The sequence below is a fragment of the Litorimonas taeanensis genome (assembly GCF_003634015.1).
Classification (GTDB): Bacteria; Pseudomonadota; Alphaproteobacteria; order Caulobacterales; family Maricaulaceae; genus Litorimonas; species Litorimonas taeanensis.
The window spans coordinates 1,278,702-1,302,262 of record NZ_RBII01000001.1; the positions used below are offsets into that span (position 1 = coordinate 1,278,702).

Here is a 23,561-nt window from a genome sequence, read left to right on the forward strand (position 1 = left end):
TCACCTTATTCTTATAAGGCTTAATACGCTGGAATTATTTTTCGATATCTCCAGTTCCAATGCTGACCCGTGGCGATATGGTAGTTGAGTTTTATTTATTTTTGCCGCTTCTATCTGCTCTTTTGTAACAGGGGCGTATTCTATTAAACTTACAACTACTTTCTCATTTCTATCAAAACACCTGATGAGTTCGAAGTCAAATATGCTCTGATTTTCAAACTCCCTGAGATATTTCTCAGCCTTTTTAACAAAGTAATAACATGGAGTAGAAAACTCATTGTTTCGCCCAAGCGTTTCAAGGGGATGGGGGAAGGATATATCAGTCGCATAATGTAAGTTGTTTTTTTCTTGTCGTTCGAGTGAGCATAAAGACAGCGAAAATAAAATGTAATTAAATAGAATAAATCGCATTTTATTCCCCTGTTACGCAACCAATTAAAACGCGGTTATCTCGGCCTGCCTGCATTGCTTCGTTTTGATTCATTCCGCTAACATCTATCAAATTTGGTTGAATTGAATATACGGACCCATCGGGAGTTGCCAAAATTCCAATGACATCTAAGTTATTTATCGTCAAAATGTCACCCCGTGAAAATGTGTCACTAATATATCTAGGGTCAGTAGCGCCATGCGTATGTAGTAAGTAACGAAACTGACCAGGCGCAAACGCAGCTGCCATTAAATCTACTTGCGCACTACCTGTTTGATGAATGGTTGGGTTTGAAAACAAAATATCGCCACCTGATTGCACATGACCGTATGATTGATGCTCTTTATTATCAACCACAGAATTTGCATTCATGGAGTCCATTTGATTTATAATTGACTGATTCCTTGGGTCGAAGCTCCTTGGTCTATCCTCTGAGCTACTGCAGTCATCTTCGTTTCTCGTCGCACCCCCATCAATTAGATGATCAAAAACTCCGACTGGATAGATTAAACCATCATTATCGCCATAAATACTACGTAGTTGTTGCAACAACTCTCAATCTACTAACATGCCGATTCTTACTCCCGTCGTAATAATTTCGTCATCATCAGCCGTCATCCCACTCGGGTCATAGGTCATGGCGGCATTCCCTGAACTGCCCGTGACGGAGGTCAGGCGATTAGCGAAGTCATATCTATAGGTCTTCCCGCCTGCTATAGTGAGGTTGTCCACCGTATCACGGGTGAGCGTTGCGGCGGTCTTGAACCATACTTTACTGGTTTCAACTTTTCAATACAAAGGTAAATACCTGCTCATAACCTAATGATCGAATATGGTCTTCTAACTTATGAGCTAATTGATCATCACCTTTAGATAAGGATGCAATTTTAATTCTTGTGGCGTGAGCTTTATTTTTTCCTCTTTCCAGTTGATTTAAAAGTTCAACCTTATCTATAGGCTGTCCATTTAAAAAATAGTTCCCTTTATATACACTTAAATTCGTATCGATAGTGATTTTTTGGCTTTCATCTACTTGTAATTCTAAGTTGGTTTGTTTTGTGACGAAAATTATTTCAGGCTGTTCTAATGCTTCTGCACAGCCAAATAAAGCAACTATCAGTAGGAAATTTACTTTGAAAATATTGTTTATATTCATAACCCATTCCTAATTACTGCTTCTTATGTAGAGCAAAAAGCATCTGGTGCTCCAAGTATTTTCTCTACAGGAAGGTTACTAGCGAAATCATAGAAGTCATATAAGGCTCTGGCGGCTCTGGCAGCTTCGTCAGCTCTATCAGCAATGACCGCAGATCTTCTTAAGCGTCCGTCTCTAGCTATTCTCGCTCATGATCTGGTTAAGGCTGTTGATTACAAAATTCTGGTCCTAATTTGAAGAACAAGCGTCTAGGGATTAGAACCTTTTTTGAGTAAAGTTACAAAGATAAAAATTGACATGACAATTATAATCAATGAAAAAATCAACCTAATAAATTTTCTACCTCTCCCAATGACCTCTTTATTTTCAATATAGTTTACTATGTGAGCACCTAAAACCAATATAGAAAAAACGAATATTGAAAACTTATAATGACTGTAAAAAATCTGCGGCTTTATGGAAGCTGCAATAAGAAAAAAAACTATTGAGCTAGTCAAAATAACATTCATTTCTCGTACACCTATCCCAATATTTTTACTGACAGCTTTGAAAGCCAGAGAATATACCTACTGAGAATTCTTTGGCTGTACCAAGACCAACTTCAATAGTTGCCATTGGCCAAAGACCTGAACTTGCATTATCAGGTATAAAAGTTAGGGACGCTCCAATATTACGAACGAAACCCCTACCTACGGTGAAGCTACTTCCATTTGTAAATGTATCAATCGGCGCCGGAGTAACTCCAAGAGATATAGATGTATAAAAGGATGCATTCTTTTTACCAGTGTTTCCTGATGTGCCTCCAGTAGCATTTTCTGCGACTCCGATAGCAGAAGATTCGCCATTTTCAACATAAAGTAATGAAGTAGTACCTCCAGGGCCTACATTACCAATCCTCATTCCTCCATTCAATCCGACTACTGTTGTGAGTTTTGAAGTAAGAAGAGATGTATTTCCATTTACTAGTGAAGCAGCCTTTGCCGCTGTCACAATAGCTTTACCCGCAGCGCACGCAGCAATTTTTGGTATATTTGCATCTAGCGCCCTCCTGATTGAAATTTGAAGATCGTTTAATAGCCCTCCCACGAAACTGTCGCCAAAATCAAAACTATTATCATACATTGCTCTCAAATCTTGCCAATCTTGGGTTCCCGGATATATTGAAACACCGTCTCCGCTTTCTTGACACGCAACGCCATCTGGAGTTCCGTGACACGTACGCATCCCACTCGGATCACGCCGATTAACCGGATCACCGCCCACATAGCTATACATATTCAGCCCGTCGCCATAGCCAATCGGGTCGGCATTGAGGAAGCGTTTGATGGTCGGGTCATAGAAGCGGGCTTTGTAGTCTTTGGAGGCGGTATGGCGAAGCCATGATTTTTGATCCCGTGAATCAAAAATAGACGAAAAAGGCCCCGGCAGGGGCTTAAGGCCCACCTCCTCTAGCCAGACTTGCCCCGTATATTGGAACCGCCCGACATTGGCGGCGTCTGGTTGTCCGTAGAGGCTATAGCTATTGACCGAGAGCGATGTACCCGCCGCATTGGTGCGCCCCGTGATAGAGCCTTTCTGGTCTGTGACATACCAAGAGCGGGTGAAGCTGCTCGGACTGCTGTAATCATATTGCACAATCGGGGCGTCCACGCCCGGGCCGTGAACATAGCGGGCCTTTAACGCATTGGTGTTATTATCATAATATTCCGCAATCATACGCGCTCCGTCATAAACAAAGCGTGTAGAGGCTGAGGATGTGGTCACGTCCACGGTCGCAAGGCGCGATGCAGGGTCATAGAGGAGGCAAGTAAGGTCGTGCCTGTACAAACAAGGTAGTAAATCTTCTATTACATAACTTCTTAACAACTAGATACCAAATACTGTACTTTAATTCTCACCTTTCTTACCTACCAAAGATATCAGGTATTTTACAATAAGGTCGCAACAGACAACAACTGGAAGCATAAAAAAAAACCACCAATGTTTTTCAAAAGATAAATTTACATCAAAGATAGAGCAGGACTTACAGTAAGTAAAAAGCAAGAATATAACGCTAACGATAAAAATCGAAAGATATAAAAAATTCACAAAAGCTGTTGCTATATCAGAAAGTTTAGGCATTTTTCTTATACATCCTATTCAAAAGTGCACTGCCGGTATTAATCAAGACGAATTTGCAATATTTTCCACCACAACTACAAATAAAAACTTTAACTTTTGATAGATAATCACTCAACGGGGGCTGAAGCAGCGTAACGTACTCCTTCAGCGGGAACAGGGTGGACCAGTTTGCCATTCGTTCCTGCCCACATAATTGATGTATATCCATTAACAAACAGCGCTGCTGAAACCATACCTGGGTTTCGGACCCAGCCGCCTAATGCTCCAACGCCGGTTGCTTGCGCTGCGGTAATTCCTATAGCTTAGGTTTGACCCCGTTTTGGCCATAGAAAGCATACGCCCCGCCATATCATAGGTCAGAGTTAGGTCTTCAGCCGTACCCGGCACGTCAACCCCCGTTGGGCGGCCAGATTATCAATGGTAAGCCCACCGCTTTCACGGCATTTAGTCTACGGGCGGGTAAAGCCATTAGTTCACCCGCGAAGTAAATGCCTGAATAATAATATGAAAAGTAATGAAACCGCCAAATATGCAAAAATCATAGTCTTCTTGTAGTCCACCCCGTTTTTTTTGAAGTTTAAATATGAGACAACAGAGTATGCCAATATTGTGAAAGAAAAAAATGGAAGTAACAAATCTGCAAATCTGACAAAATATTCTGATTTAAACAACACACCAAAGAACATAATGGCAACCATTACAGATAAGAAAAAAGCAAGTACCTTCATACCTCCCCCTACGAGCAACTTTCAAAATCGGAATATACGCCAGTTGAAATTTCCTGTGCAGTTCCAACACCTAATTCTAAATTTACGAGAGGATGAAAGTTTTCTTGGTTATCTTTGATAACTCCTCCTGACACCCCTACAAAACCCCTAAATCCACGTCCTAAACCGTAACCATCTCCACTCATAAACGTATCCAAGCTTGCAGTTGTAGCTCCAAGAGAAGATGAGGTAGACACAGAAGGTAGTCCACCTAATGACCTACCTGAACTTCCTATATTTCCTGTTACAGCAGTGCAAATCGCTGTCTCCTCAGCTGATTGAATATATAAAAAAGAACCCATAGCACCAAGTTTATAATCCCCAAAGCGAGCACCTGAATTCAGCCCGACTACTGTTGTCCCCCCCATTGTTTCTACAGAATAACCATTTTGCAAATGCATAGCGACATTTGCCGCTGTCGCTATAGCTTTACCCGCAGCGCACGCAGCAATTTTTGGCATACTTGCATCTAGCGCCCTCCTGATTGAAATTTGAAGATCGTTTAATAGCCCTCCCACGAAACTGTCGCCAAAATCAGAACTATTATCATACATTGCTCTCAAATCTTGCCAATCTTGGGTTCCCGGATATATTGAGACACCGTCTCCACTTTCTGACACGCAACGCCATCTGGAGTTCCGTGACACGTACGCATCCCACTCGGATCACGCCTATTCACCGGATCGGCGCCCAAGCACCCTGTATCGGGGTAACAAAAAAGCGGGACGAATTGCCCCGCTTTTCTTGCTCTTGTTTATCAAAGGTAACTTTGAGACTGAGAGACAGTCTCTCTCTGATTAATTATTTGAATGAATACGTTGCCCGCATACCCACGACGCGCGGAGCGATAGGCGTTGGGCGGAAACCTCTGAACAAATGCGTTCCGCCTGTTCCAAATCCGTCCCGATATGTCTGGATAGAGGCAGAAGTGCCCGTAATGGTTGTCTCTGCATATTCATCAAACAAATTATTTGCATAAACAGTCAAATCCCAATTATCGGCGACATAAGAGAGTGACATATTGGCTAAAAAGTAACCGTCCAAAGTTTCGCCATTAGCGATCGACCCTACACGTTGTAAGATGTCACTCGTATAGCTTACGCCTGCACGGTAGACTAAGTCCTGCCCGCTTTCCAAGCCATAGGTATAGTCACCAAACAAGCTAAATTGATGCTCTGGGGAGCCCGGCAGACGATCGCCATCAACGCCCCCCGTATCGCCTGCGTCCACATTATAAAATGCATTAGGAGAATAAAGGTCAGGCGCATCACTTGTCAGCTCTGCATTTGTATAGGCATAGTTACCGCGAATATTTATTGTATCCGTAGGCGCATAATCGAAACTGACTTCAACCCCTTTAGATTGAGCAGAGCCGCCATTTTGCAAAATCGGCAAAGTCCCGTTGACTGTGGCACCTGCGAGTAAAATACCCTCCCAATCCAACATATATAAGGCACCATTCAAGGTTAAACGCCCATCCATCAATGTCGATTTGACCCCGACTTCATAGTTCGTCGTTGTGTCAGGTGCGTAATTTTGTTCATCTGGCAAGGCACATAAAATTTGTGTTGTCGGCAAGACGTCAGGACAAGATTGAATTCCGTTAGACCCGCCTAAACGGAACCCTTCTGAAATTGTCGCATAAACATTTACATCCTCAGTAACGGCGTAAGATGTGTTTATCTTGAACAATGTGCCATCATCTTTGGCGTCGTTCACCGGATCAAATGCAAGCTGTTTTATACCCTCGAGTGTTGATTGCTCATAACTGGCAGCCGCAAAGAAAGGTACAATAGCGTCACTCACCGATTTTAAATCATATTCAAAATATCGACCCCCCAGAGTCACCTGCCAAGCCTCTGTTAAATCAAATCCAACTTCACCAAAAAGAGCCATCTCTTTATCTTTTGAATTTGAAAAAGCATCATATTCTAAATCATCATCTCTGTTTGAAAAAGGATGATTTGGTGTGAACTCATGTGAGAGGGACTGCGTTTCGGTTTCATTATAATAGGCGCCGATAATCCAATTATACCACTTATCACCTGTTGAGACCAAGCGAACTTCTTGGTTAAAGAACTGGCTTTGAACAGCCTCTTCAGTAATGGCTGTAAAGTTGGGGAAGCTTTCATAACTATATTGAAGGCCAACCAAGAGGTCCGTTTGGTCACGATTGCCAAGCTCATCATATTTCCCAAAACCTGTTGCCGAAGTGAGTTCAGCGAAGCCTAGATCAGCGATGACTTCCAGAGCGACTAATTGGTCATCCCTTTTATTAGGTTCAAGCACACGCGTTGCAGATTCATAAGGGCCTGAGACATAAAAATCTGGCGCACGCTCTCTTACGTAACCATTGTGGGAACGCGCATCGACATCTTGGAACTGACCGTAATAAGTCAGAGTTGCATCAATGGCATCAGTGGGGGCCCAACGCGCGGCAAAACGAAGAGAAAACGTGTCTTCTTTATTGGCGTCTTCGACCGTATGTACACCATTGGGATCATCTGGATTTGTGAAACCAATCTGGTTCACCACATTCACATAATCAATGTATCCATCATCTTTTAGGTAATCAATATTCATGCGTAATGCGAAGTTATCGGAAACAGGCACGTTAGCTGTCAGGCCAACATCGGTAGAAATCCCGCTGCCTTTTGAATAAGCATAAGCATCCGCCCTTAGAGAGAACAACTCTTCCTCAAAATCAGGTTTATTTGGTATATATCTAACAGCGCCGCCCATGGTGCCGGCCCCGTACAGCGTGCCTTGCGGCCCAAGTAAGACTTCGATTTGCTTCATGTCATTCATTTTCAAATCGACAAATAAGGGGATTTCACCAATGTAAGTCTCAACGGTGCCATTATTATTGGCAGCACCTAATCCGTCAGCATTTAATCCGCGGATGACAATACCATCCACCTCGCGTCCGCCGCTATTGATAATATGGAAACCCGGTACCCAAGCGGATAATTCAGCAAGGTCAGTGATACCAATCTCATCAAGCTCAGCCGCAGATACAGCAGAAATATTAAACGGAATATCTTGAACCGATTCATCACGGCGTGTTGCCGTCACGATAATTTCATCATTCACCTGTGCCTGAGCCGGCGCAGCAATTGACGAAAAGCTCATGGGCAAAGCCAAAATACTCGCAGTCAATTTTAATTTGTTTTTCAAGGTCGTGCGACGCAACATAAATTCCTTCTTTCCTGTTTAAATAAAGGCCCGTTGCAATCACAAACGTAATTTACTAGCCTCAATCTTAGAGGGTGTCGGAAAATTTAAGGGTTCAAATCAAGTTAATTAGCCTGCAGCCTCGTCTACGAATGAACACGCACAAAGATTGAACTTTGGTAAGACAATAGCGGCCAAGGTTTCATCACATAAAGACTAATCATGCCTCACCTGACATATAGCACCGGCCTTTTGCTCTTGAAACAAAAGGCATATAAAGCCGTACATAGCGACTCAATTGAGGCGATTAAGGATAACATCCATAGTCCCACGCCGTATTTTTTACTTGGCGTTATCGCTTCTGAACATGGCAATCATTCCAAAGCCTTAGACCTCTTTACAAAAGCCGTAGAGCTAGGCCCAGACACGATAGGCTTTCACGTTTACCTTGCGAAAGAACTTTCGACATTGGGACAACAAAAGGCTGCGAAAGAACGTCTCGATAAGGCGGCAAAACTTGAGACCCAAGACCCATTCTTGCTCGATACAATAGGCGTAATTTACAGTCGTTCAGGGTATCATGAACAAGCTCTGCCTCATTTTGACAAGGCGGTTTCACTCGAAAAAAACCAAGCAAATTTCTATTACAATCTCGCCGCATCAGCCCAATTTTTAGGCGACTTTAAAAAAGCTAAAACAGCCTATGAGAAGACAATTCTTTTAGACCCTAAATTTTACCGAGCGTGGTCAGCTTTGGTTTCTCTGAACAAGCAAACCGAGAGTAATAATCACCTCCAGACCTTGACCACACTTTTCAACGAAGCCCAAAACGATGCGGACGCGACGTTACAACTTGGCCATGCCATTGCAAAAACTCTAGAAGATTTAGGGCAGTATGAAGACAGCTTTGAATGGCTGATCCGCGGAAAGAAAACCAAGCGAGGTCAACTTCGCTATGACCGCCGTGCAGGCAAAGCATTGTTCGAAGCGGCCAAGACAACGAGCCCAACAATCTCTTCACCATCTATCTCTACGGCGCCTACACCAACCGTGACGGATGCCCCCATTTTTATTTTTGGTCTTCCGCGAACGGGCACCACACTAGTCGATCGCATTTTATCTTCTCACCCTGAAGTCACCTCAGCAGGTGAGCTCAATATATTCGCTGAACTTGTGAAGGAAAACACAAAGACGCAATCTAATTTAGTGATGGATGCGGATACGTTTTTGAGAACAGAGAGTTCAGATTTAACGTCCATTGGCAGGTCTTATATCGCCAACACGATTGACTGGGCAGGACATTCAAAACACATGATTGATAAGATGCCGCTTAATTTCTTTTATGCAGGTCTTATACACAGAGCGCTGCCCAATGCGCGCCTAATTACGCTTCGCCGGGGCGCCATGGATAGCTGTTTATCAAATTTCAGACAGCTTTTTTCGACCCAATATTCTTATTATAATTATACTTTCGATATTGAAGACACAGCTTGGTTTTATCATGAATTCGACGCGCTGATAGCTCATTGGCGCCAAACCATACCTCGGAACCGCTTCATGGAAGTACACTATGAAGACATCATTTTTGATCAGGAAAACCAAACGCGGCGACTGTTAGACTTTTGCGATTTGGAATGGGATGAAGCCTGTTTGCGTTTTCATGAAAACGCCGCCCCTGTCTCTACCGCGAGTTCTGTGCAAGTTCGCCAACCCCTTTATTCTGGATCCATTGGGCGATGGAAAAAATATAATGATAAGCTAGACCCTTTGATGACAGCCTTAGGAAGTCTTGCCCAGTAAGGCTGTCATGCACTTTATGGCCGTCTGGCACATCACTGCCAGACTGGCATATTAGCCTTTTTAAGGCGCTTAAATTCCACTCTTCTCGGCACGTGCAACGCCCGCCCTATAATGCCGAGCCGAGTCAATGTAGAAGACAATGCTTAACACGTTAAATATCATGATAATTGTCAGCGCGCGTTGAATTGAATGTGTGCCCAGAGTTGAGGCATAGTAATCAGAAATCATTCCTAGAATAACTGGGCCTAGGCCAATCCCAATTAAGGTCATACATAATAGCATCACAGCCGAAGCCATAGCTCGCATGCGTACCGGGACTAGCTCTTGCATCGCTGTGTAAGAAATTGACGCGTAAAGTAATCCAAACAGTCCCGGCACAGTATAAACCCAATAAGCTGTTTGCTTGTCAGGTGCATAGAGGAACCACACAATAAAGGGGCCCGCAATTAAACCCGTCAATAAAATTGTCCATGGCCGCCAACGCAGATCTTTCTCTGAAAGTTTGTCACATAAGGCCCCTATTCCGATTGCTCCAATTCCGCCGAGCCCGCCCATTAATAAGCCAAGCGCAATACCCAATTCACCGATTGGCACCTCGTGAACACGAATGAGATAAAGCGGAATCCCGACAAGAAAAGCATTGGCAGAAATGCAAACAAAGACCCCACCCAATAAGAGACCAATCATGGCCCGTTGAGAGAGAAAGAAACGCAATGTGTCCTTTAAGCTTGGGACATTCTCATCTAACACTCTCTCTTCGGATTGGCCTCTGCGCGGTTCTGAGACGGTAAGAAGCAAAACAAGCGCGAGGAATAGGCCCGGCACACCTGCCACAAAGAAGCCCATACGCCAGCCATATTTAGCCGCAATAGCCCCTCCCAAAATAAACCCGAATAATATTCCTAGGCTTATACCTGTGGTGTAAATTCCAAGTGCAAGAGCCCGGCGCTTGGGCGGAAACACATCTGCAATCATCGCCGTCGCTGGCGGCGTGCCCCCCGCCTCACCAATTCCCACGCCCATTCGCGCAAGTGCTAATTGACCATAATTCCCTGCAAAAGCCGAAAGCGCCGTCATACCCGACCAAATCGTCAAGGCGAGCGCAATGATGTTTCGGCGATTTCCACGGTCTGCCCAAGCCGCGAAAGGAATGCCTAGCACAGCATAAAAAGCGGCAAAGACTATACCCGTCAATAAACCTAACTGTGTATCACTCAGACCAAATTCTTGTTTAATTGGCTCTGATAAGATCACCATGACTTGTCTGTCCACATGGTTCAATGTGTAAACCATGGTTAGAATAAATAAGAGGTACCATTTATTTTTTGAACGTAATGTCATGGACTATTCCTGTGCCTCTAAAAATCTACGAATATCAAATGCTAACTTTTCCGGCGCTTCTTCTTGAGGCGTGTGCCCTGTATCGGGATAAGTAATAAGCTCAGCATTTGGCATATGTTTTACGAATTTGGCCCCATGGTCTGAAGGTACCAGAATATCATTTTCTCCCCACACAATCAGTGTTGGCGACCTAACATTAGCCAAATCTTGCTCAGGGTCAGGCAGAGTAAAAACGTTTAGTCTTTCGATAAAAGCCTCCCCATTTCCTCCGTAAAGCATCATGGATTGTATAGTATTAATGCGTTCTTCTGAGAGCTTTTCTGGGTTTGAAAAGAGAGCTTGAGTGGCTTGTTTAACCCCAGCTAAGGGTGCATTTTTCAAATAGAATTTAAGCATCATCGGCACTTCAACTGGCTTTTCCGTCACGCCGTTAATCGAAAAACCGCCGGGTGAAATAAGGACCAATTTTGAGACATTTTCAGGAGACTTTACCGCAAGACGCCAAGAGACCAATCCCCCCAAAGAATTACCAATCAGAACTGGCTTTTCAATTTCCAAAACATCAATGAAATGGCTTAGAAACATCACGGTTTCATCAACAGAATAGCGTTTCTGCGTATCGGCCCCCGTTAATCCGTGCCCCGGTAAATCTAAACGAATAAGGCGGAAATCTTGCTTTAAATTATTCGCTAAAGCGTCCCATGTTTCGAGCGATGAGGTAAAGCCGTGAACAAGTATGAGCGTTTCTGCTGTCTGAGGACCTTCATCTCGGTACCGTATCTTTAGGCCATCAATATCGACTATTTTATCTTGTGAAAGAAAATAAGGATTGTCTATCACGCCATCCGTTGGCGTTTCAGTCGCGCTGCATGCTCCCAGAAATATAAGGCCCCATAAAATAAAAAATGAACGCAATAGGGTCATAGAAAGGCTTTCAGAAATCTGTCAATCGCCAACAGAGATTCGTGCTCGGTCAATAAAGGCGCATGCCCCACTCTTGGAATTTCAACAGCAGTAAAATTGGGATGGGCCTTCTGCATAGCGGATAAGGTTTTTGATGAGAGAATATCCGAACCCTGCCCCCGTATCGTCATGACGGGAATGGGGTTTAAGGCCGCGAAAATTGGCCACATGTCTACGGGTGCAGAGGCTGTATCATCACTCTTAAAAGGCTTTGATATGGCGGGGTCATAAGCAAATTTAACCTGTCCGCCCTCTATGGGCTCACAGGTTCGATGCGCAAACGCCAGCCAGTCTGTATCGGTGAAATCAAGGAAAATATCTTGTCCTTGATCTTTTAACGCCGCAACCGCCGCATCCCAACTCTCAAAAACCCCTGTTTTACCAACATAGCCTTTTATTCGGTTCAATCCGGCGTCATCAATTTCAGGGCCAATATCGTTTATTATGGCCGCCCGAAAAATGCTGGGTCGCATCGCCGCCATCATCATTGTCATGATACCCCCCATAGACGTACCTATGGCAATCACCTCTTTTAAATTTAAATGCTCCAACAGGGCAAACATGTCTCCACAGTAAATATCTGGGCGATAGTTATCTGTATTCGAGTCATAATCTGAACGCCCTCTACCACGTTGATCTACGGAAATTATGCGAAAATCAGATCTCAAATACAGTGCGAGTTCATGAAAATCTGCTGAATTTCGTGACAATCCATGTAAGCATAAGAGAACAGGTTTATCAGAGTTCGGCCCATAATCCCGCGCATAAAGCGTTAGCCCATCCGGACTTTCATAAAAAATATCACTGTAAACTTTAGTCAAAGACTCGCCCCTTATAACTCTCCCTTAACTCCCGCTTTAAAATTTTACCATTTGGATTTCGCGGTATTTCATCAATGAGGTCTACGCCTGTAATTCGTTGTTGCTTCCCTAATTGATTATTTGTCCAAATGCGCAAGCTTTCAGCATCAACATTTTTTATTTTTGGGACAATGATAGCCAGAGGCGTTTCGCCCCATTTTTCGCTCTTCACCCCAATCACAGCCGCATCTTGGATGTCTTCATGTGATAAAAGGACAGTTTCTATATCTTGCGGATAAATATTTTGCCCTCCTGAAAGGATCATATCCTTCTTTCTATCAACTATATAAAGATAGCCCATCTCATCCAAATAGCCGATATCGCCAGTGCGCAACCAATGAACGCCATCAGAATCTATCCACTGCGCCGCACGTGTCGCATCAGGGCGGTTAAAATATTCGGGCATAACAATACGGCCATTCGCAACGATTTCACCGGCTTTGCCAGACGGGCATTCAGAATCTGAATCGTCCAGAATTTTCAAATCTGTTCCGATAAGCGGTAAACCCACCGAAGATAAACGGTCTGCTGCATCCTCTGGATCCAGCGTCGTGATGACGCCTTCAGTAAGGCCGTAAAGTTCAATAATGCCACAAGAAAAACGTTCAAATAAGGCTGACTTTACGGGCTTTCGCAACGGCGAACCTGCACTCATCATGCCTTGCATAGAGCTAGCGTCATAGCCCGCATTCTCAACGGCCATCATCCGTTCATACATAACAGGCACCATAGATAAATGCGTGATGTTTTCCGCCTCTATCTTTTGCCAAAGCGTTTCCGCATCAAACTTCCCATTGATGAGTACTGTCCCGCCAGCAAGCATCGTGCACAGTAGCCCCACCCATGTAATGTTCGAATAAAGGCCAATAGTCACAAGAAATCGCGAACCGCTATTATAACGAAGCGCGATTGACAAATCATAGGCCCAATCACGGCGTCCACGATGTGTGTGAACAATCCCTTTGGGCTGCCCCGTCGTACCCGAAGAATATATAATGTTTAAATAATCATCAGGGTCTATTTGAGTATCGGGTCTTGTGTTGGGCTGAGTATCGCGCCACGCCTTATATGGCTTCCACCCCTCTCGTGCAGGGCCAGTACAGATACGGTTTTTATTGGCCATGCCCGGAAGGGCATTCGCCATAGCCTCTAGTCGTGAGCAATGTTCAGGGGTGGCAATAATTGCCTTGGCTTGGCTGTCATTAATCATATTCGCGATAGCATCATCGCTAACGGAAACATTGAGTGGCGCCGAAACAAAGCCGCCCATCATTATGCCAAACAGGCACTCCATCATAGGCAGACCATTAGACATCAGAACGATGACGCGATCTCCTTTTTTAAGGCCCATTTCAGAAAGCCCATGTGCCACCTGATTAATTCGGGTGTTAAACGCTTTCCAATTTAGCGTTTCATCATCAGAGACGACAGCGGGTTTACTCGCTCTCCATTTCCCGTGCAGAGCAAAAATATCCGGCAAAAGAGGATTTGTTGACTGAATTAAATTAGACACAATATATCTCGCATGAATTGACGCGCGTCGTAACCCTGCCCATAACGACACTGGAATTACGCATTGAAAGAGGAATAAATTGGCAAACCCAGCCGTTGAACCAAAAGCCAAAAAATCGCGAAAGATTTTGATATTGGATTCGGCTGAGGCCTTGTTTGCGCAATATGGCTATGATGGAGTGACTCTGCGCCAGATTACCAAAAGAGCAGGTGTCGATTTGGCTTTGGCTAATTACCATTTCGGCCCTAAACGCGACTTGTTTAATGCCGTTCTGGAACGCCGAGCTGATATCGTAAACAGTGCGCGTTTTAAGGCGCTTGATGAATGTTTGCAGGCCTCTAAAGGCGCGCCCAGTGTCGAAGGCATTATAGACGCTTATCTTCGTCCGCTTGGAGAAATTCAAAGCTCTGCCGACGATGGATTGCGGCATTATTTGGCGCTGATTGCTTACGTCAATAACTCGCATGAATATGGCAAAGAGTTCATGACCCAATTCTTTAACCCACTGGTTCAAAGATTTATCGACGCTTTGCGCCAAGCTCTCCCTGAGGCTGATGAACAAGCGATTTACTGGGGTTATCATTATCTCTCTGGGGCCCTTACGCTAACATTTGCTGATACAGGTCGTCTCGATATTTTGTCAGAAGGCAAAGCCTCTTCATCTGACTTCAAGACGGGATACGCGCATATGATCCCCTTTATAGCCGCTGGCATGCGGGCCATATGCGCGCGGGGGGAACCTAGTAATTAAACCCAATAGACGCCGTCACGGTTCTAGGCGCGCGATAGAATGCAGAATACGAGCTATCCAAGCCAAGAGGTGCTGGATGCGCGAAATTATATCCTGCTACACGCGCTCTTTCATCCGTTAGATTTCGGCCATAAATTCCGAAATCCCACCGACCGCTTTCACTTGTCCAATTTACGCCCAAATCAAAGACAGTGTAGCTCGTGGGATCTAGTGCAGGGCCACCATCCGGGAAGCTTGGGTTCGTACCTGCGGCAAATGCTGGGTTAGCTACGTTAAAGAGATGATATTCATCGCGATAAGAGGCCGAGCCCGTAAAGAGAAGCCCGCCCATACCTTCGAGATCATAATTATAACTAAAGCCAAATCGTGTCGTAATTTTAGGCGTGTTTTGCGGTACATAAAGATCTGCAATATTCCCTAAACTAGCGTCATTCACTTCGGTGATTTCAGCATCGATATAACCAGCCATTGCGTTGAGGGTGAAATTCTCGCTGAGATGTAGAGCACTTTCAAACTCTAGGCCCTTATACTCAGACTTACCTGCATTCAGCACTGTTGAAGCAAAGTCATTTGGGGTTCCAACCGCACCTGGTAGTGCGGGGTTATAAATGGCTGTTTGAACTGTAATTTGCTGATCTGTATAATCAGACATAAAGCCAGCAAGAGCATAAGTTAGGCGGTTATCTAATAAAGCGCCCTTTACACCCACTTCATAACTATCAACAGTTTCTGGTCCAAATCCGGCGCGGCTAATGCCTAAATCTGCGGATTCATTGGCGCGAGGATCAAACCCACCCGCTTTGAAACCTTGAGAGAATGAAGCGTAAATATTTGTGTTTTGTGAGAGTGCATAATCTAGGGCGATACGAGGCGTGAACTCATTATCTTTACGCTCAAGTCCCGTATATCCTGTTAAAGGTATAGGCCCCGTCGATGTCGTAATTGACGGGTCAAATGACGCCGAGCCCGCACCCAACCAAAGTTCTCGTGTGACATCTGCAATCGATTTATCTTCTGTATAACGGGCGCCCAAAGAGAGTCCCAAACGGTCTGTCAGTTCATAAGTAAAATCAGCATAGGCTGAGAGGTTTTCTTTTTGTTGCTCCCCGGCCACATAAACAGTGAGCCCGAGCCCCCCTAAAATGGTGTCAAACGCCCCATCAGCCGTGCCGTCCAGATAGTACACACCCGCGACACCAGATAATCTATCATTTGAATATAGAACCTGAAATTCTTGACTGAATTGCTCGTCATTATACACAGCCGGTACGTCAAAATCATTCTGAGGCAAGGCATCAAAATCAATCGGCGTTACTGTTTCACCTTCGCGGTAGGCTGTGATGGATTTAAAGGTCAGTGCATCATTGACATCCCATGAGGCGGTCAAAGAGACCCCTTTCGTTTCCACTGAATTATCATCACCGAGTCCAGCGCGCGTGTCATATTCGTCTTCGGTCACGGCAATCGTCCCATCAAAGCTAGGGAGTAATCTGTGGCCGTGTTTTGCGTTTGAATCGTCTTGCGTGTAATCGCCAGCTAATCTCAGGTTAAAGGTGCTTGTTGGATTCCATTCGGCACTCAGGCGCGCTGAAAGTACATCTTTGTCATAATGGTCGGCCCCAGTATTCAGGTTTTCGCCAAAGCCGTTGCGTTTATAATTCGCGATTGCAGCGCCCAATGCAAAAGTGTCAGATACAGGAACAGAGCCAGACACAATTTGATCAAATTGACCATAAGAGCCCACATTAACGCGAGCTTTTAATTCTGGCGCTTCCATATTCAGGCTCTTGGTGACATATTTAATAGCGCCGCCAATTGTATTTCGGCCATACAGCGTGCCTTGTGGCCCGCGCAGAACTTCTATGCGTTCAACATCAAAAACGTCCAGAACTGACCCCTGAGGACGCGCGATATACACATCATCGACATAGATTCCTACGCCAGGTTCAAAGCCCCAAACAGGGTCTTGCTGTCCCACACCGCGAATAAAGGCAATCAAAGTAGAACTTGACCCGCGCGCCGCTTCTATGGTCGCATTAGGCGTCAATTTTTGAACATCCGTTATGTCAACGGCGCCAATATCTTCAAGATAATCACCGGAAACAGCCGTTACGGCGAGCGGTACATCTTGGATGCTTTGGACACGGCGCTGCGCCGTGACAACGACTTCATCCTGTACTTGCGCATAAACGGGTGCTGCGCTCGCAATAGCCGCAAGCACGAGCAGAGAAGAAGATAGATTTAGACTGCGATGGATAGACATTGTATTCCCCTGTTTGGCGACGCTAATTTCAACAAGCGTTCAATTTCAACACTTGTTGAATATTTTACACCGCATGTCAATTAGGGAAATTCACCCCCTAGTTTTCAAAATCCAAACTCTATAATTTCCCTTTAAATCTAGCTGGATTTGGCCTGTCGCCAGGACCTTTTTCACAGTTCTTTTCGTAGGTGATAGCGATAACGGCCTGCAAAGATTGATTGCTTTTTTTCATAAAATTTGCAATTTTATCCTTATTAAACAATGATTTCGACAATTTTGGCTAATGAGGATAACGGCAAGATGATTTATAAATTCAATTCACTTACTCAAGCCAGCATTACGAGTTTACTCTGTGGCTCTGCCCTAAGCGTGGGCGCCAATGCCGCCGCGAATGAAGCGCCAAAAAAGAACGATGTCCCCGCAAAACATTTTGATTTGAGCCATTGGAATATCACCCTTCCTGTCGATTTAAACAAGGATGGCAAGGTCGATAGTATCCCCGTAAAGAAAATTAAAAAATTTTCGCACCCAGATTTTTTCTACCTAGATGATGAAGGCCGAATGGTATTTGTTGCCCCGAATAGAGGCGCGAAGACCAAGAATACGAGTAATACACGCAGTGAACTTCGCTATATGTTACGGGGCAAAAACACAAAAATTAAAACCCATGACGCTAAAAACAACTTTGCTGTCCTCGCGCGTAAAGACTCTGACAAATTCGGTTCGATTGGCGGACGGATGGACGCCACGCTTCGCGTCGATCATGTCGCTCTGAATGCAGGACATCCCGATAAGAAAGCCGCATATTCCGCTGTCATTGGTCAGATTCACGCGGTTAAATATAAGAGCACTAAAAGTGGTTTTGGTTACGGAAACGAACCTCTGAAAATTTACTACAAAAAATGGCCTGATCACGAAACGGGATCTGTATTCTGGACTTATGAACGAAATCTCGCCAAAGATGATCCAAACCGTACGGACATAGCCTATCCAGTCTGGGGTAACACTTGGGAAAATTCTGACAAGCCGGGCGCCGCAGGGGTCGCATTAGGCGAAGACTTTAGCTACACCGTGAATGTGCATCAAAACACAATGTACTTAACCTTTGAAAGCCCCACAAAAGACACGGTTAAATACGCTATCAACTTGGCTAACAATATTGATGCCAATGGTAATATCGACCCCCTAGATAACAAATATAGTTACGGAGGCGATTCACTCTATTTCAAAGCTGGCGTCTATAATCAGTGTAGCACTAAAGATGAACCAGGCATGTGGTATGTGGCGTGTTCCGGTACAGGTGACTGGGCCCAAGATAAAGCCAATGGCGATTACGCTCAGACAAGCTTTTCGGAACTTACCGTCGGGCCCTCAACAGCGCCCTAAAGACAAGTATTATGCGCGCCGATTAATTACGGCGCGCGCCATGTCGTCTTATTGAAATGCTGATGGCGCGATAGCCGCTGTACATGTGATGACAGCTGAGCAAAATGATGTGAACATTGATTTAGAAATACGTGTCATAAACATTGTATCAATCCTGAAAAACAAAACACTCTAAAAAGCGTTGGCGAGACCTGTGTCCCGTTAATCCTTTAATACGCGATCCTGTTTTTTCGGGAATAGACAGCTTTGCAAAGAAGCTATGTAAAAAATCATAGCACAGCCCGCTCGCTATGCATTCATTTGTCTGAAGAATAGATTTTTCACACTTTATATAATTCAAAGCCAAGGCTTGTTTGCATATCTCATCACTAATGAAACCAGAAATGATGAATATGATGTACTCCCCCCAAGGTAATCTCAGCGGCTCATAAAAAAGACCGAAACGAAAAGTTTCGGCCTCTTAGTTTATAAATTTAGGTTTATAAATATTGGTTTTGAAATCTAGGTTTTGAAATCTAGTTTATAAGTCAATAGGTGCGTTATCTTTGCACACGACCAGAACCGTCACCGCCCATAAGCGCTTCTACCTCTTTACGGTTCACACGGTTGAAGTCGCCCAAGATTGAGTGCTTAAGCGCAGAACCCGCAACAGCGAATTCAAGACTTTGTTGGCGATCTTCATAAAGATGCAATCCAGCAATGAAGGCTGACGCAAAGCTATCGCCGCCGCCAACGCGGTCAACGATATCAGTAAGCTGATATTTCTTAGAGGATAAGAAACCCGCTTTGCGATCCCGCATACAAGCTGACCAACCATTAATATTAGCATTTACAGCCGCGCGAAGCGTAATCGCAATTGTGGACATACCCGGGTAAATATCCAAAACTTTTTGAGATAATTCCTCATATTTACTAAGGTCCAAGTGACCGCTGCCGCTTTCAACATCAACATCAACAGAGATACCAAGTGACTTTTGACAGTCTTCTTCATTGGCAATACCAACATCAATATGTTTGACGAGGTCTTTCATGACTTCCGGCGCTGTCTTGCCATATTTCCAGAGTTTACCACGGAAGTTAAAATCACATGATGTCGTCAGGCCAGCTTTCTGAGCTTCCTTCACGCATTCAAGGCTAAGGTCCGCAGAATCTTGTGATAAGGCCGGCGTGATGCCTGTAATGTGCAACCACTTTGCCCCTTTAAAAATTTCTGGCCAGTTGAAGTCACCAACCTTGGCTTCGCAAATTGAAGAGGCAGCGCGGTCATAAATAACTTTGGATGGACGTTGATTGGCACCTGTTTCGAGATAGTAAATACCGACGCGCTCGCCTTGACGTAGGATGTTTGACGTATCGACACCCAGCGCGCGCAATGAATTTACGGCGTTTTGTCCGATGTCATTATCTGGCAAAGCAGAAATAAATCCTGCGTCTAATCCATAATTTGAGAGTGAAACAGCCACATTGGCTTCGCCGCCGCCAAAGGTGGCTTCAAAGCTAGGTGATTGAAAAAAGCGCTCATAACCGTTTGTACGGAGGCGGAGCATGATTTCGCCAAATGATAAAAAATCAGTCATTTAAAGTCTCTATTTGTCTAATGCTGTGAAATATCTTTTGGCCGACCTTTGCAACGTCACTCAGACCGGCCAAATAATTAAGTTAAGCTATGAGAAAAACATTCCCCCATTAATATCAAGATTGGCCCCTGTGATATATGACGCTGCGTCAGACGCGAGATACACAACCGTATCAGCGCAATCATCAGGGTGCCCTTGACGGCGCAAAGGCACAGAGGCCTCTACATTTTTCCGCACCGCATCGGGTGTGAATTTATCATGGAAAGTTGTATCAATCATTCCGGGGCAAAGGGCGTTTACTCGGATACCCTGAGGGCCAAGTTCCTTTGCCATTGATCGCGTAAACGTCATAACCGCCGCTTTCGAAGCGGAATACGCAGAAGCGCCCCCGCCTCCGCCATCACGTCCTGCCAGAGACGCTAAATTCACAATCGCGCTACCATGTGGCATGTACGGAACAACCGCTTGCGTCGCGAGAAATGTCGAATTTAAATTTAGCGACATGACAGAGTTTAAAAAGTCTTCGTCCATTTCCGATAATGTTTTCCGAGCCACGAGGCCGCCAACATTATTCACAAGGACATCAATATTATCGCCAAAGGCTTTACGCGTTTCGGCGACCAAATTATCGACATCAGCTTTCAGGGTCATATCCCCTTTGACAAGGATAGCCTGCCCACCAATCTTTTCGATAGCCGCGACTGTCTCTTCACCCGCGGCCTTGTTATTATAATAGTTTGCAACAACCTTCGCCCCTGCCTCGGCAAGTTTGATAGAACAGGAACGGCCGATATCACGAGTACCGCCTGTAACGATTGCGACTTTACCTTTTAAACCGGTCATTTCTGATTTCACTCTTACTGAAGGTTACTTCTTGAGTTTTACAAAATAGTCGAAAATCTCAGGGACATTACCGTTACCCATTCCGGCGTCTACAGCCGCTTGGAGACAAGTGGATGTACCTTCGGCAACCAAGGAACGTGATCCCAAATCAGAGACCATTTGTACGAAATATCCAAGGTCTTTATTCGCATTATTGATTGAGAAACCAAGGTCGCTCACGCCATCAACAGCGTAGTTTTTACAGAACTTCATAAAGGGCGAGTTTGAAGGGCCAGAGGACATAATATCATAAAGCTGTGCACGGTCTACGCCTGCGAGTTCCGCAGCAGCGAAAGCTTGCGACATCGCTGTAACTGTTGTCATACCCATGAAATTGTTAATGAGCTTCGTTGTGTGACCTGCACCGAGTTTGCCAAGATAGAATACATTTTCACCCTGCTCTTTTAACATAGACTCATATTTGTCGAATGTAGCTTTATCGCCTGCGGCCATAATGTTCAGCAAACCATCTTTGGCATGGGCTGGCGTACGGCCAAGCGGCGCGTCAATCATGCCAGCGCCTTTTTCAGCCAATGCTGCGCCGATCTTTTGTGTAGACGCTGGGATGGATGTACCAAAATCAATAAGGACTGAACCCTCTTTGATACCGGCCAAGATACCGTCTTCGCTATAGACGATTTTTTCAACAACGGCAGATGTCGTCAAGCAAAGCTGAACGATATCACTTTTTTCTGCCAATTCTTTGGGCGACTTGGCTTGGCTCGCATTTCCGCGCGCCAGAACAGCGTCTACGGCGTCTTGATTCAAATCCATAACGATGACTTCAAAGCCGCGTTTCTGTAGATTTTCGACCATATTGCCGCCCATGAGGCCAAGGCCGATAAAACCGATGATTGGTTTTGACATAACTCTACTCCTATTAAGTATCTAATTAAATTATTCTCGCGCCGATTATTTCGCGCGAGGTTTAAGAGGTTGGATGTTCCCGCAAAGGAACCAAATTGAAGCAATCGCCGTGAGAGCCATTATGGCACCAAGAACGAAGACCGTGAAATAATTGCCGCCTTGCGTCATAATAGGCACAAGGAAAATCAATGCTGCGCCTGCAAGTTTTGCGGCCATTCCAGCCAAACCGGCCAAAGTACCAACGGTTTTTCCACCGTAAAAATCAGCAGGCAATGTCTGTACATTTCCGATTGCAGTCTGGAAACCAAACAGAATGATAAACATCAAAGTTAAAGCCAAACCAGGCGTCGATGCCACAGCAAGCGCCAAGAGCGAAGGCAACATAATTAAACAGCCCAATGTAATTGTAAGCTTGCGAGTCTTATCTACGGTCCAGCCAGAATCGATACGGTTTTGAGCCAATAGCCCGCCGAACCAAGCCCCAAGCATAGCGCCGATATAAGGGATAAAACCAAAGGCCACGAGATCCTTCATCACGAAGCCATGGACTTCGAATAAGTAAGTCGGGATCCAAACAATGAACAACCACCAAATTGGGTCGATTGTCGCAGAGGCAACAATAACGCCCCAGCTTTGTTTACGCGACAACAGCTCACCCATTGGTGGGTTATAACCACCATCCAAGCTACCGTCCTCATTCAGGTCCTCATTAATCTGACCACTGAGGATATACTCGCGTTCTTCATCTGAAATCCAAGAATGGTATTTCGGCGGCGCTTTTACGATAACCAACCACGGCACTAACCAAAGAATACCCAATATACCAACAGCAATGAAAATCAGCTGCCAGCTCATGAATAAAGCCATGTAACCAATAAGTGGAATTGAGATAATGCCGCCAATTGCAGCGCCAGAATTAAATATACCTTGCGCGAGAGCGCGCTCATTGACTGGAAACCATTCCGCATTGGCTTTTGCCGCTCCGGGCCAGTTACCCGCTTCAGATACCCCTAAGATAGCGCGGAAAATGCTGAATGATAACACGCCTTTTGCAAAGGCATGCGCAATCGTTGCCAGAGACCACACACCAATTGAAAGGACAAAACCAAGACGCGTGCCAACCCAGTCAAATATCTTCCCGAAAATGGCCTGACCAAAGGCATAGGAAAACATAAAGACAATCGTAATCACGGAATAAATTTGCTTAATGCCTGTCGCGTCTTTTTCAGGGAAAAGATCAGGGGCGATTTCCGTATACCACAAAACGCTAAGCGTTTGACGGTCAATATAATTAATAATTGTTGCTAACGCGACAAGGCCGACAACGACCCACCGCAACTTACCCTTCATCATGGAATTTCCCCTTTTTATAATTTTCGAAAAAGTCTTCACGGATGGGTGAGAACATATCCAAGAGAACGCCCGCTTCGATACAGACGGCACCATGCATCGCATGAGGTTCTACAAAGAAACAATCTCCTGCTTTTTGGCGCTTTGTGACGCCATCAATTGTTACGTCGAAAACGCCGCTTTCAACATAAGCGACTTGGGAGTGAACATGAGAATGCTGATAGCCCTCTGCCCCTGTTTCGAAGGTCGCTTTTACAAGCATGATATCGTCATTGTGACCAAGGATTTGACGTTTGATACCAGGATCAACATCTTCCACCGGAACCTTGTCACCAAAAAGAAAAGCGTGGCTTTGCATGA

Annotated in this window: 20 protein-coding genes; 3 read left to right on the top strand and 17 right to left on the bottom strand. The window is 44.9% G+C overall.

Annotated elements, in window-relative coordinates; genetic code table 11:
• From DES40_RS05945 to DES40_RS05985, 7 genes are all read right to left on the bottom strand, one after another.
• Window positions 1–411, bottom strand: a complete 411-nt coding sequence (locus tag DES40_RS05945) for a hypothetical protein (protein WP_121099601.1) — start codon at window positions 409–411, stop codon at window positions 1–3.
• Between the two features lies 1 nt (window position 412).
• The gene (locus DES40_RS05950) at window positions 413–979 is read right to left on the bottom strand and encodes a DUF4329 domain-containing protein (protein WP_121099602.1); all 567 of its coding nucleotides are present in this window, start codon (window positions 977–979) and stop codon (window positions 413–415) included.
• Window positions 980–985: 6 nt separating this feature from the next.
• Complete coding sequence (locus DES40_RS13175) at window positions 986–1,162, bottom strand: hypothetical protein (protein ID WP_170144902.1); 177 nt, start codon at window positions 1,160–1,162, stop codon at window positions 986–988.
• Between the two features lie 49 nt (window positions 1,163–1,211).
• Entirely contained in the window at window positions 1,212–1,586 is a 375-nt protein-coding gene (locus DES40_RS05955; protein WP_121099603.1) for a hypothetical protein, read from the bottom strand.
• Between the two features lie 534 nt (window positions 1,587–2,120).
• Window positions 2,121–3,350: an RHS repeat-associated core domain-containing protein gene (locus DES40_RS05965; RefSeq protein WP_147405864.1), complete on the bottom strand. Its 1,230-nt coding sequence runs from the start codon at window positions 3,348–3,350 to the stop codon at window positions 2,121–2,123.
• Window positions 3,351–4,443: 1,093 nt separating this feature from the next.
• Window positions 4,444–5,121 carry a hypothetical protein gene (locus tag DES40_RS05980; RefSeq protein WP_147405865.1) on the bottom strand — a complete coding sequence of 226 codons (678 nt, stop codon included), beginning with the start codon at window positions 5,119–5,121 and terminating at the stop codon, window positions 4,444–4,446.
• A 154-nt stretch (window positions 5,122–5,275) separates the two neighbouring features.
• Window positions 5,276–7,669 carry a TonB-dependent receptor gene (locus tag DES40_RS05985; protein WP_121099609.1) on the bottom strand — a complete coding sequence of 798 codons (2,394 nt, stop codon included), beginning with the start codon at window positions 7,667–7,669 and terminating at the stop codon, window positions 5,276–5,278.
• Window positions 7,670–7,870: 201 nt separating this feature from the next.
• Between DES40_RS05985 and DES40_RS05990 the strand changes: the two genes are divergently transcribed.
• Complete coding sequence (locus DES40_RS05990) at window positions 7,871–9,448, top strand: tetratricopeptide repeat-containing sulfotransferase family protein (protein ID WP_121099610.1); 1,578 nt, start codon at window positions 7,871–7,873, stop codon at window positions 9,446–9,448.
• Between the two features lie 69 nt (window positions 9,449–9,517).
• Here the strand turns inward: DES40_RS05990 and DES40_RS05995 are convergent, their stop codons facing one another.
• Genes DES40_RS05995 through DES40_RS06010 form a run of 4 tightly spaced genes read right to left on the bottom strand, consistent with a single transcriptional unit; the run spans window position 9,518 to window position 14,125 of the window.
• On the bottom strand, window positions 9,518–10,789 hold the full coding sequence (locus tag DES40_RS05995) for a spinster family MFS transporter (RefSeq protein WP_121099611.1): 1,272 nt from the start codon (window positions 10,787–10,789) through the stop codon (window positions 9,518–9,520).
• 3 nt (window positions 10,790–10,792) lie between these two features.
• A complete protein-coding gene (locus DES40_RS06000) occupies window positions 10,793–11,713 on the bottom strand; it encodes an alpha/beta fold hydrolase (protein WP_121099612.1) in 921 nt (306 codons plus the stop codon).
• The gene (locus tag DES40_RS06005) at window positions 11,710–12,573 is read right to left on the bottom strand and encodes an alpha/beta fold hydrolase (RefSeq protein WP_121099613.1); all 864 of its coding nucleotides are present in this window, start codon (window positions 12,571–12,573) and stop codon (window positions 11,710–11,712) included. The genes DES40_RS06000 and DES40_RS06005 overlap by 4 nt, the downstream gene beginning before the upstream one ends.
• Window positions 12,566–14,125, bottom strand: a complete 1,560-nt coding sequence (locus DES40_RS06010; protein ID WP_121100477.1) for a class I adenylate-forming enzyme family protein — start codon at window positions 14,123–14,125, stop codon at window positions 12,566–12,568. Before DES40_RS06010 ends, DES40_RS06005 begins: the two co-directional genes overlap by 8 nt.
• Before the next feature lie 79 nt (window positions 14,126–14,204).
• On the opposite strand from DES40_RS06010, the gene DES40_RS06015 reads away from it, so the two are divergent.
• Window positions 14,205–14,876: a TetR/AcrR family transcriptional regulator gene (locus DES40_RS06015; protein WP_121099614.1), complete on the top strand. Its 672-nt coding sequence runs from the start codon at window positions 14,205–14,207 to the stop codon at window positions 14,874–14,876.
• Here the strand turns inward: DES40_RS06015 and DES40_RS06020 are convergent.
• A complete protein-coding gene (locus DES40_RS06020; RefSeq protein ID WP_121099615.1) occupies window positions 14,866–17,139 on the bottom strand; it encodes a TonB-dependent receptor in 2,274 nt (757 codons plus the stop codon). The two genes, DES40_RS06015 and DES40_RS06020, sit on opposite strands and share 11 nt — an antisense overlap.
• 300 nt (window positions 17,140–17,439) lie before the next feature.
• Between DES40_RS06020 and DES40_RS06025 the strand changes: the two genes are divergently transcribed.
• The gene (locus tag DES40_RS06025; protein ID WP_121100479.1) at window positions 17,440–18,525 is read left to right on the top strand and encodes a polysaccharide lyase family 7 protein; all 1,086 of its coding nucleotides are present in this window, start codon (window positions 17,440–17,442) and stop codon (window positions 18,523–18,525) included.
• 539 nt (window positions 18,526–19,064) lie between these two features.
• Here DES40_RS06025 and DES40_RS06030 read toward each other — a convergent pair.
• The 5 genes from DES40_RS06030 to DES40_RS06050 form a co-directional block, all read right to left on the bottom strand.
• Window positions 19,065–20,102, bottom strand: a complete 1,038-nt coding sequence (locus tag DES40_RS06030) for a sugar kinase (RefSeq protein ID WP_121099616.1) — start codon at window positions 20,100–20,102, stop codon at window positions 19,065–19,067.
• An 87-nt stretch (window positions 20,103–20,189) separates the two neighbouring features.
• A complete protein-coding gene (locus DES40_RS06035; protein ID WP_121099617.1) occupies window positions 20,190–20,945 on the bottom strand; it encodes an SDR family NAD(P)-dependent oxidoreductase in 756 nt (251 codons plus the stop codon).
• A gap of 24 nt (window positions 20,946–20,969) precedes the next feature.
• The gene (locus DES40_RS06040; RefSeq protein ID WP_121099618.1) at window positions 20,970–21,851 is read right to left on the bottom strand and encodes an NAD(P)-dependent oxidoreductase; all 882 of its coding nucleotides are present in this window, start codon (window positions 21,849–21,851) and stop codon (window positions 20,970–20,972) included.
• A 45-nt stretch (window positions 21,852–21,896) separates the two neighbouring features.
• The gene (locus tag DES40_RS06045; RefSeq protein WP_233345450.1) at window positions 21,897–23,204 is read right to left on the bottom strand and encodes an MFS transporter; all 1,308 of its coding nucleotides are present in this window, start codon (window positions 23,202–23,204) and stop codon (window positions 21,897–21,899) included.
• Window positions 23,191–23,559 carry a cupin domain-containing protein gene (locus DES40_RS06050; protein WP_121099619.1) on the bottom strand — a complete coding sequence of 123 codons (369 nt, stop codon included), beginning with the start codon at window positions 23,557–23,559 and terminating at the stop codon, window positions 23,191–23,193. Before DES40_RS06050 ends, DES40_RS06045 begins: the two co-directional genes overlap by 14 nt.
• Between the last annotated feature and the right edge of the window lie 2 nt (window positions 23,560–23,561).